Below are 8,587 nucleotides of genomic sequence, written 5' to 3'. Positions count from 1 at the left end.
CCTGCCGCAACCATGGGATTGAGTCTGGCTATAGGAACGGTTATTGCGCGGGTGCTTCATCAAGTTTCAGGTAAAGAGGTAAAGGTTAAATGGCCAAATGATCTCTATCTACAAGATAAAAAACTAGCGGGTATTTTAGTTGAAATGGTTGGTCGTACTGGTGATGATGCCCATGTGGTGATGGGGGTTGGCATTAATTTGGCTATGGAAAAACCTGATCAAGCCATTGTTAATCAGCAATGGGCAAATTTAGGTGATATTGATCGCAATCAATTAGTCGGAGAATTGATTCAAGCATTAAGAGTAGCCATGGCGACTTTTGAAAAAGAGGGGCTATCAGCTTTTATTGATGATTGGTATACATTAGATAATTTTGTTGATCGTCCAGTTAAATTATTGATTGGTGATAAGCAAATTCATGGGATTGCTCGAGGAATTAATCAACAAGGCGCATTGTTATTAGAACAGCAAGGTCACGTCACTGCTTATGTTGGGGGTGAAATATCCTTAAGATCGGATGAATAAGTTTGATAAGCCATATTTTACTGATAAAAGCGCCGATTCATCAGGCGCTTTTTATTTAATGAGAGCAAATTCGTTGTGGATTAATCGCTAACACATTATTCTCGGTTGTTACCACTTTTCCTCGGCGTTGAAGAAAACAGATTAATTCATATGCACTCAGATTAGATTGGGAACAGGTATGAAATTTAGCATGTTCACCAAACTTTTGGTTCATGTGCTCAAGTAGCTCTTTATCATTTTGATAGTGATTTTCTTGTATCATAGCAATGACTTCATGTCCATGAATTGATGTCATTTTGTACCTCTTTGTTAAGTATTTAAAGATAAGAAATAGACATAGTTCGTGCGACATTAAGTATAAATGGTTTAGTCCTATTTTCCTATGCTATCTTCACTTTTTTATGGCAATGTAATTCTCTATTTCTCTGATCGTAATCATTGTAAGCTTATATAGATAAATACTGGTGATGGCTATTTTTAATAGGTTAATTCTTATTTAGACATGCTAGTTGTTTAGCGAGGTAAGCATTATTGGCTAGTCACATTATCAATCAAAAAAACGAAAATGGTGACAAAACTTATTTTAATCCTTAGCATAATTCATCATCAGAAGATAAGCTTTAAAAAGGATAAAGTAACTATGCTGACATTGGTCTTTTTTATCTCTTAGTAAATAATTATAGCTATTAATTCTTTGATTCACTGTTAATATTACTTATTACGATAAAAGCAGTAAACAAAATAAGCCAAATCGCCAATTGTTGGTTATAATAGCACACTTATTGTGTATTAATTATTATTGGCAATAGGATCTGCATTTTTTAATGCAGTATATTTATAGATGGTTTAACTAGGAGATTATCATGTCTGATCCTTTAAAAAAATGCAGTGCTAATGATGTTGCAGCATGTTGTTGTGTTGATGTCGGTACCATTATTGATAATGAAGAGTGTGTTGCTAAATTTGACCAAGTTGTGGCGACCGAAGCGGAAGCAAACGCGTTGCTAAAAGATTTAACGCAACGTGCGCAAAACGTGCAATCAGAACCATGCCAAATTGAAAGTCATATTGAAAAAGTGAGTGATGGCTATCAGTTATCTGCTACGTTTACTTTCTGTTGTGGTGCGGAAAGTTTAATTTTTCAATTAGGATTACGCTAATTTTTTGTATCTAATAATAAGCATATGAATATTTATATTATGCGTCATGGTGAGGCAGGATTTCATGCCTCATCAGACGCTCAGCGATCATTAACGCCTTACGGAATCAAACAGAGCCAGCAGGTCGGGTATTGGTTAAAGCAACAAGCTATTCAACTGGATTACGCCCTAGTTAGCCCTTATCTGCGAGCACAACAGACCTATTCTGAAGTCAGTAATATATTATCTGTTGGTCACGTTGAGGTCGATTCGACATTAACGCCAGCGGGTTCGCCTGAACATGTGGCTGATTATTTATTCACTTTTTGTGACTCAACGATTAATGGCTTATTAATAGTTTCTCATCTACCTTTGGTTGGTTATTTAGTTAATCAGCTCTGCCCATCGGTTTTACCACCGATGTTTAATACGGCAGCAGTGGCCTGTATTCATATCACCCCAGAAAGAAAGACCGCCTTCCAGTGGATGCATTCAATATAATGACAGTGAAAAGTAAAACGCCCGATACATTATTCCCTTTACAAATCCCGATGATAGGACGTTCATTAATTGAAGCGTCGGCAGGAACAGGTAAAACCTATACTTTAGCTTTCTTATATATGCGTTTACTTTTAGGTATCGGTGAACAAGCTTATCATCGTCCATTGACCGTCGATGAAATTTTAGTCGTAACATTTACGCATGCTGCCACAGATGAACTGCGTTATCGTATTCGTGAAAATATCCATCAATTACGTATTGCTTGTCTACGTGGTTACCATGCCGATCCCCTTTATCAGCAGTTACTTGATTTGATTGATGATTTTAACTATGCGGCACAGACATTGCGCTTTGCTGAGCAACAAATGGACGATGCGGCGATTTATACTATTCATGGTTTTTGTCAACGCATACTCACGACTAATGCCTTTGAATCCGGGGTATTATTTACTCAGCAACTAGTCGACGATGATAGCCATCTTTGCTTACAAGTTGTGCAAGACTTTTGGCGACGTTTTTTTTATCCGCTATCGGCGGAATTGGTACGTGTTGTTGAGCAGGTTTGGAAAAATCCTAAGCAGTTATATCAGGATGTGGTCGGTTATCTTTATAATACAGAGATATTGACCACACAAATTATTAATGATAAGCCAATTGAAGAGTTAATTGTCACTTTCCATAAGGATAAGATCACTAAAATTTGTCAGGTCAAACAGTTGTGGCAACAATATCGTGGTGAAATTGAATCATTAATTGCTGGGTCTGATATAAACAAGAAATCTTATAGTAGCCGCAATTTAACCAATTGGTTGCAACAAGTGGATGAATGGGCGGTCCAAGAAACCAACGATTATTATCTGACCTCACATTTACAAAAATTTGCTGCTAACTCTTTAGCGGATAAAAGCCAAGCTAATCCGCCTAAACATCGTTTATTTACGGCGATAGAGACGCTATATAATGAATCATTTAATTTAAAATACTTTTTGTTATTTCCTATCGCTAAATGGGTGCAAATTGAATTTAAACGGCAAAAACAACAACGCTCAGAAATGGGCTATAATGATGTTTTACATCAGCTTCATCATGCTTTAAGTAATAAGTGGCAAAATCAATTGGCCGAATCGCTAGCACGTCGGTATCCAGTGGCCATGATTGACGAATTTCAGGATACGGACACCATTCAATATCAGATATTTGATCGTATTTATCAAGCGTCTCATGCTCATGCAACAGGTTTACTGTTTATCGGGGATCCTAAGCAAGCTATTTATTCGTTTCGTGGTGCCGATATCTTTACTTATATTCAGGCAAAGCAATATGTCGACCACTATTATACAATGGAAACCAATTGGCGTTCTTCTGCTGATATGATAGCTGCGGTTAATCAATTATTTGATCAGCAAACAGACCCCTTTATTTTTAATGAAATCCCTTTTATTAAGGTTAAGGCCGCTAAACGCAATAATAGCAAATCGGTTGAATTACAAGGCGAGCGTTTGAAGGCAATGCAGTGTTATTTACTGCCATCAAATATTACCACATTGACTCAGTATCGGCATGCTAGTGCTGATTATTGTGCTCAGCAAATTTATGAATATTTAGTCGCTAGTCGCCATGGACAAGCTTGGTTAGTGGAAGATAGCACGCATAAGCGCGCTATCACATCGGCGGATATGGTCATTTTAGTTCGTAAAGCTGATGAAGCCGAGATTATGCAACAAGCGCTAACTAAACGAGGGATTCGTAGTGTTTACCTTTCTGATCGTCGCAGTGTATTTGCGTCTGAACAAGCCAAGGAGCTATTGTGGTTATTGCAAGCGGTATTGAATCCAGAAAATGATCGTTATATCCATACCGCCTTAGCCACTCAGTTATTGGCAACGACGATGAGTGAGATTGACAGTTATAATCAGGACCAAGATCGTTTTGAGGAGATAGTCGAAGAGTTTCAGCAATATCGACATTACTGGGAACGGTATGGTGTGTTAGCGATGCTAAGACGTATGATCACGCAGCGTCATATGGCTGAAAATATCTTAATGCAACCCCAAGGGGAACGTATACTAACCAATTTGTTGCATTTAGGTGAACAGCTGCAGGTGGCATCGGAAGAACTCGATAGTCAACCCGCATTATTGCGTTGGTTAACTAAACAGATTCAAAATCCTACCGATAATGTAGAGAATCAGCAGCAGCGCTTAGAAAATGATGATAATTTAGTTAAAATCGTCACTATTTTTAAAGCAAAAGGATTAGAGTACCCTATTGTTTATTTGCCTTTTATGTGTGAGTATCGAGCGGCGGAAAAGCCGATTTACCATGATCGCCAAACCTACACACAAAAAGTTGCTTTATTCAATGCTGATCCTCAAGAGTTAGCATTGATTGAAGAGGAGCGGCTAGCGGAGGATCTACGCTTACTTTATGTCGCAATGACACGTTCTATTTATCAATGCACGATGGGTATTGCTGGTTTAAACGCAAATAAGGCAACAAAAACGAGCCTTAATCAAAGCGCTTTAAGCTATTTATTACAAAAAGGCGAAGCTGGGGACTATGATTTTTTAAAAAGTTGCTTACTCTCCATGACGACATTTGATTGTAAAGTGGTTGAATTAAATCAAGAATATGAAAGTTATTCACCACCAGCAGCGACACGATCAACACTAACTGCAAATCGTTTTAAACGGCAATTATATGATAACTGGCAGGTCGCTAGTTTTTCGAGTTTACAGCAATCGAACCCATCTCAGTTAGCCAATATTGTCTCTGAGCTCCTCTCTCCCGCTTATGATATTGAAGTACAACAGGATGAAAACCAACCAAACGCCTTACAAGACATTATCTTAGATAAGGGGACAGAGACCCCCTTATCGCTTTCTATGCATACCTTTCCAAAGGGAGCTCATGTCGGTACATTGTTCCACCAATTAATGGAACAGTTAAATTTCCAGCAGCCACAAACGGAGGAAATTGTTGCTGCTATATTGACTCGGCTCAACCTTAATGATGAATGGCAACCCTTTATGTGTAACTGGATCAATGATCTATTACAGATTCCATTATCTGCGGAAGGATTAGCTTTAAATCAGCTATGTTCTACCAAAAAACTTATTGAGTTACCTTTTTATTTGCCAATTCGTCGCCCCTTAAGTGCGGCACAATTAAATCAACTGTGTAAACAATATGATCCGTTATCTCGCCAATGTGGCGATTTAACCTTTGCAACCATAGAGGGAATGTTGAAAGGTTTTATTGATTTAGTTTTTGAATGGCAGGGACGTTTTTATATCATTGATTATAAATCCAATTGGCTCGGTGAGGATGAAACGGCATATACGCAACCAGCTTTAGAAAACGCCATGCGTCAACATCGCTACGACTTACAATACCAATTGTATAGCCTTGCACTACATCGTTATTTGCAACAACGTTTAACGGATTATGATTATCATCGCGATTTTGGTGGCGTTTATTATCTTTTTTTGCGTGGAATGAGTAAAATGCACCCACAAAATGGTATCTTTTATTATCGTCCAGAGCAACGTTTTATAGAACAACTGGATGCGTTATTTAATTAATAAGGTATTTTATTTCTGACCATGCTTAGCCGTGCTGTTATTTATAAAGGGTAGTTTTATATATTAAGATAATTTTAATTCTATTCTCTTTATTTAATTTCAGGCATAATTATGTGTGATTTACATGCGCTTTACTTACGGTTAATGGATTTTTACTGTAATTAATTTATGTTCCTCACTACCAAAAAATTTTATTTTGTGGTAAAAAGTGGGGAAGCGTGGTGGTGATAAGATGATTTTATAACTATTTGTTTTTATTACACTTAAATTTGCATCTGAATGAATAGAAACGTCATAGTATAACGCTTATCTTTTTTGAGTAAAAAAGGATGTTTAGCTAACCTAAATTTAGTGTTGAATCAGAGGGGTAGAATAACAGGTATCGTATAGACTATTTTATTCCTGTTGAGTGCACAATTCCATTGTGGAGTTGAATCGCTCAAATAAAAATGAGTTTTTTATCCCGTATCGGTTTTAGTCAATTTAGAACGAGTTCATTGAGCACATAGACGAATAGCAAATAGCGAGAGATAATGTCCAATGGCGTATAATTTTAGCTAATCAATCAATAGCGATAAATAAGTAATAAGATCATGCTAATTGAAGCGTTTTAATTGACGCATAAGCTGAGTTGTCTATATCGAGGATCGGTAAAATAGACACCAACTTACTTGCGTACTGAACATAGAGAAAGTTTATCCAATAAACTTAGAAAGTTAACCCTTTGATTTTTTTATTAGAGAATTTAATGACATCATACCAACATACCACCGTTTTACTGCATGAAGCGGTTGAGGCGTTGAATATAAAACCTGAGGGGATTTATATTGATGCGACCTTTGGGCGTGGCGGACATTCACGTCTGATTTTAAATAAATTAGGACCACAAGGTCGTTTAATCGCCATTGATCGTGATCCTATGGCTATAGCGGAAGCGAAAAAAATTACTGACGCACGATTTACACTCGTGCATGGTGCTTTTTCACAGATGGCACATTACGTTGAAGCCCTTGCTTTAACAGGAAAAATTGATGGTATTTTAATGGATTTAGGCGTTTCATCTCCTCAACTTGATGATGCAGAACGGGGCTTTTCGTTTATGCGTGATGGGCCTTTGGACATGCGAATGGACACCTCTAAAGGACTATCAGCGAGTGAATGGCTTTTACAAACTAACGAAGAAGATTTAGCTTGGGTGCTTAAAACCTTTGGCGAAGAACGTTTTGCTAAGCGAATTGCACGGGCAATTATCGCGCAAAATCGCCTTGCACCGATAACACGTACGCACGAGTTAGCGAATGTAATTGATAACGCGAGCCCATTTAAAGAGAAACATAAACATCCTGCAACGCGGAGTTTTCAGGCAATACGTATCTATATCAACAGCGAATTAGAAGAGGTTTCTCAAGCTTTAGCTGCAAGCGAGTCGCTTTTATCGCATGGTGGACGGCTATCTGTAATTAGTTTTCACTCTCTTGAAGATAGAATTGTTAAGCAGTTTATTGCACAAAAAAGTAAAGGACCGGATATTCCCGCAGGACTCCCCTTAACAGAAAGTCAACTAATGCAATATGGGACGAAATCGTTTAAGTCATTGGGTAAGATCAAACCAAGTCACGCCGAAATTGAACAGAATCCACGTTCACGTAGTGCGATGTTACGGATTGCTGAGAGAATATAAAATACATTATGAATGTCAAGAAAACGCGGACTAATTTATTGAGGGTTATCATAGACGATCTTTTCCAACATTATCGTTTATCCCTGTTACTATTACTATTTATCATTATTTCTGCTTTCTTAATCTTAAACACGACGCAAGCAACACGATTATTTATTAGCGAGCAAGAACGATTATTACTAGAACGGGATGTGCTAGAAAATGAGTTTCGTAATTTAATTTTAGAAGAAAATGTGTTGGCCGATCACAAACGGATAGAAAGAGAAGTGATTAATAAACTTAATATGCAGAATGTGAATAGTAAAACAGAAACTATTGTTATTGTTAAAAATAAGTCGTTAGCAAAATAACTATGAGATTAAAAATAACAACGAAAAAGAAGATAAATCAGCCGATCATCAGGCAAGATAAAAAAAATTTTTTTGCTAAATGGCGTTTATTTATTGTTTATGGATTAATTTTTATTAGTTTTTTAAGCTTAATCGGTCATTTAGCTTTTTTGCAGGTATTTGATCCTGATAGATTAATCAGAGAGGCAGATAAGCGTTCGCTTAGAGAAAAAGAGATTACCGCTTTACGTGGAACCATTCTTGATAGAACGGGGCGAGTGTTAGCCGCGAGTGTTGATATGTATGATGTTTGGGCTGATCCTAAACTTATCAATGAAAAAGGTGGGGTAAATGCTGAAGATTCCCGTTGGCAGGCACTGGCAGATAGTATTCAAACACCTGTATTAACATTAGCGTCTAAAATTAATAATAGTAATGCCCGTTTTATCTATTTATCACGTCATATCTCTGAGACCATGGCTAATTATATTCGTCAATTAAAACTTCCTGGGGTTGCTTTTGATAAATCGCCAAAACGTTATTATCCTGCGGGAGAAAATTTGGCGCAGTTGATCGGTTTTACCAATATCTCTGGTATTGGTGCTGAAGGAATAGAACATAGTTATAATAGTTGGCTCACTGGTGAATCGGGGAAAAGAACGTTTAGGCGTGATCGCTTTGGTCGTGTGATTGAAAATATTGCCTCAATTGATAGTGAAAAAGGTCAAGATATTATATTAAGTATTGATCAACGGTTACAAAATTTAGTTTATAAAGAGTTAAGTCAAGCAGTTAGTTTTAACAAAGCGGATTCTGGCTCTGCGGTTT

Annotated in this window: 7 protein-coding genes and 1 pseudogene; 7 read left to right on the top strand and 1 reads right to left on the bottom strand. The window is 37.3% G+C overall.

Going from position 1 to position 8,587, the window contains the following annotated elements; all coding sequences use genetic code 11:
- The coding region (locus tag O970_RS05025) for a biotin--[acetyl-CoA-carboxylase] ligase (protein ID WP_024496053.1) at positions 1–525 on the top strand (525 nt) is incomplete at its 5' end.
- 55 nt (positions 526–580) lie between these two features.
- Here O970_RS05025 and O970_RS05020 read toward each other — a convergent pair.
- Positions 581–820: a YecH family metal-binding protein gene (locus tag O970_RS05020; protein WP_024496052.1), complete on the bottom strand. Its 240-nt coding sequence runs from the start codon at positions 818–820 to the stop codon at positions 581–583.
- Positions 821–1,388: 568 nt separating this feature from the next.
- Here O970_RS05020 and O970_RS05015 point away from each other — a divergent pair.
- The 6 genes and pseudogenes from O970_RS05015 to O970_RS04990 all read left to right on the top strand — a co-directional run.
- Positions 1,389–1,685 carry a YfcZ/YiiS family protein gene (locus O970_RS05015; RefSeq protein WP_024496051.1) on the top strand — a complete coding sequence of 99 codons (297 nt, stop codon included), beginning with the start codon at positions 1,389–1,391 and terminating at the stop codon, positions 1,683–1,685.
- 24 nt (positions 1,686–1,709) lie between these two features.
- Positions 1,710–2,165, top strand: a complete 456-nt coding sequence (sixA, locus tag O970_RS05010) for a phosphohistidine phosphatase SixA (protein ID WP_024496050.1) — start codon at positions 1,710–1,712, stop codon at positions 2,163–2,165.
- Positions 2,165–5,749, top strand: coding sequence for an exodeoxyribonuclease V subunit beta (gene recB, locus O970_RS05005; protein ID WP_036562726.1), 3,585 nt, complete (start codon positions 2,165–2,167; stop codon positions 5,747–5,749). The genes sixA and recB overlap by 1 nt, the downstream gene beginning before the upstream one ends.
- 748 nt (positions 5,750–6,497) lie before the next feature.
- Positions 6,498–7,430 (top strand): 16S rRNA (cytosine(1402)-N(4))-methyltransferase RsmH, encoded by a 933-nt coding sequence (gene rsmH, locus O970_RS05000; protein WP_024496049.1) that lies wholly within the window; start codon positions 6,498–6,500, stop codon positions 7,428–7,430.
- A gap of 8 nt (positions 7,431–7,438) precedes the next feature.
- Entirely contained in the window at positions 7,439–7,780 is a 342-nt protein-coding gene (gene ftsL / locus O970_RS04995) for a cell division protein FtsL (protein WP_024496048.1), read from the top strand.
- A 2-nt stretch (positions 7,781–7,782) separates the two neighbouring features.
- Positions 7,783–8,587, top strand: a pseudogene (locus O970_RS04990) (peptidoglycan glycosyltransferase FtsI); the annotation flags it as partial.

The organism is Candidatus Schmidhempelia bombi str. Bimp (assembly GCF_000471645.3).
In the GTDB taxonomy this organism is placed as follows: Bacteria; Pseudomonadota; Gammaproteobacteria; order Enterobacterales; family Orbaceae; genus Utexia; species Utexia bombi.
This window is presented reverse-complemented; position numbering and strand designations above follow the sequence as displayed.

Bases quoted from the DNA above. Each gene is read 5' to 3' on its own strand.
- O970_RS05020 (WP_024496052.1), bottom strand. From the start codon at position 820: ATGACATCAATTCATGGACATGAAGTCATTGCTATGATACAAGAAAAT.
- O970_RS05015 (WP_024496051.1), top strand. From the start codon at position 1,389: ATGTCTGATCCTTTAAAAAAATGCAGTGCTAATGATGTTGCAGCATGT.
- sixA (WP_024496050.1), top strand. From the start codon at position 1,710: ATGAATATTTATATTATGCGTCATGGTGAGGCAGGATTTCATGCCTCA.
- recB (WP_036562726.1), top strand. From the start codon at position 2,165: ATGACAGTGAAAAGTAAAACGCCCGATACATTATTCCCTTTACAAATC.
- rsmH (WP_024496049.1), top strand. From the start codon at position 6,498: ATGACATCATACCAACATACCACCGTTTTACTGCATGAAGCGGTTGAG.
- ftsL (WP_024496048.1), top strand. From the start codon at position 7,439: ATGAATGTCAAGAAAACGCGGACTAATTTATTGAGGGTTATCATAGAC.